This window comes from Methylobacterium sp. (assembly GCF_019750675.1).
In the GTDB taxonomy this organism is placed as follows: domain Bacteria; phylum Pseudomonadota; class Alphaproteobacteria; order Rhizobiales; family Beijerinckiaceae; genus Methylobacterium.
Map to the genome: position 1 here is coordinate 1 of NZ_JAIEOF010000317.1, position 1727 is coordinate 1727.

General features: G+C 70.9%; 2 protein-coding genes. One reads left to right on the forward strand and one right to left on the reverse strand.

The genetic code is table 11. The features are described 5' to 3' along the window. On the forward strand, positions 1–189 hold a 189-nt coding region (locus tag K2X24_RS16415), incomplete at its 5' end, for a S24 family peptidase (protein ID WP_292499419.1). Here K2X24_RS16415 and K2X24_RS16420 read toward each other — a convergent pair. Next, a partial coding sequence (locus K2X24_RS16420; protein ID WP_292499420.1) for a ComEC/Rec2 family competence protein occupies positions 183–1727 on the reverse strand: 1545 nt, incomplete at its 5' end. The two genes, K2X24_RS16415 and K2X24_RS16420, sit on opposite strands and share 7 nt — an antisense overlap.

Sequence of the window (1727 nt, forward strand, 5' to 3'; positions counted from 1 at the left end):
GAGACCGCGAACACCGGCGACATCATCGTGGCGCTGATCGACGACGAAGAGGCGACGCTCAAGCGCCTGCGCCGGCGCGGATCCTCGATCGCCCTGGAGGCGGCGAACCCGGCTTACGAGACCCGCGTGCTGGGACCCGACCGGGTCCGTATTCAGGGACGGTTGGTGAGCCTCGTCCGGCGCTACTGAACCGCGTAGCCCGGATCGGCGTCCGACACGTCCGTGTCGTCGGGCCCGGGCTCCGCGCGGGGCTGGTCGATCTCGAGCGCGCTTTTCGTCGTGGAGGCCGGTTCGGTTGCGGGTACACGCCACGGCACCCCTTCACCGGGGCGGCGTGCCGACGTGATGATCGGACCTTCCGGACCGAATCGGATCGCGCTGGCGCCATGCGATCGCAGGAAGCCGCGATCAAGGATCATGGCCGCAGCGCAACCGGGGGGCGCGTCCCGGCGGGTGATGAGGATGTCGGCCCGCGCGCAATCCTCCGGCAGAGCACGCTTGTCGGTGACGAGCGCGATTCTGCGTCCATCCGCCAGGGACACGGTACAGCCGAGCCGGTCGCACCGGGCCGCGGAATGTGCCGTGACCGCGCTGGCCTTGCGGTTGTCGCCGTCGGCTTTCAGCCATTGGTCCAGCACGAAGGGGGGCGGACGCCCGAGTATCGCCAGGCGCCCGCTGGCATCGCGGATCGCCGCGCCCGCACCCTCGCGATCCACGTAGATGTCGTGCCGCACCGGATGGGCGGCGAGCCCGATGCCGATCACGGCCGGCAGGAGGCCGAACCAGCGCAGGGACGAGGCCGGCAGGGCCAGCAGGACGAGGGCCGCCGCCATCAGCGTAAGGGCCCCGGCGCCGAAGGCCGGCACCACGTAGGTGGCGTGGCCGAAGCCCGCAATCCAGCCGGAGATCGTCAACATGCCTCGCACGGCCAGGCCCATCGCCCACCAGACGGGCTGGTCGAGGGCGAACGGGTAGGCGAGGATGCCGAGGACGGCCGCCGGCATCACCGCGAGGGAGACGAGGGGCAGGGTCAGGGCATTGCCCACGAGACCGAACGGCTGCACCGTCTGGAAATGGTAGGTCGCGAAGGGCGCCGTGGCCATCTGGGCGACGAGCGTCGTCGCGAGCGTTCCCACGACGATCGCGAGGCACCATCCCCAGGCGCGCGCGAGCGGCCCGCTTCCATCGCGGCGGAAGGCGCCGCCACCGATCAGGCGCGCACAGGCGATCAGTCCGGCCACGGCGGCGAACGACATCTGGAAGCTCGGGCCGAGCACGCCGTCCGGCTCGCGCGCCAGGGCGATGATCGCGGCGAGCGCGAGGTTGCGCATGCTCAGCGCCGGGCGATCCACGAGGATCGCGCCCAGCATCACCAACGTCATGATCAGGGCGCGTTCGGCCGCAATATCCCAGCCCGAGAAGACGCAGTAAGCCGTCACGCCCACCATGGCGAAGGCCGCGGCGATCTTCTTGATGGGCCAGTGGAGCGCGAACCAGGGCACGACGGCGAGAAGTGCCCGTACCAGCCAGAACACCACCCCGGCCGCCAGCACCATGTGCAGGCCGGAGATCGAGACCACGTGGTAGATTCCGGCCGCGCGCAGCACCTCGTTGGTTTCGGGGCCGATCAGGCCACGCTTGCCCGTGACGAGGGCGGCGGCCACGGCACCCGCCTGTCCGCCGTTGGCATCGGTGATCCGGCGCGTGAGGGCGTTGCGCGCGTCGTC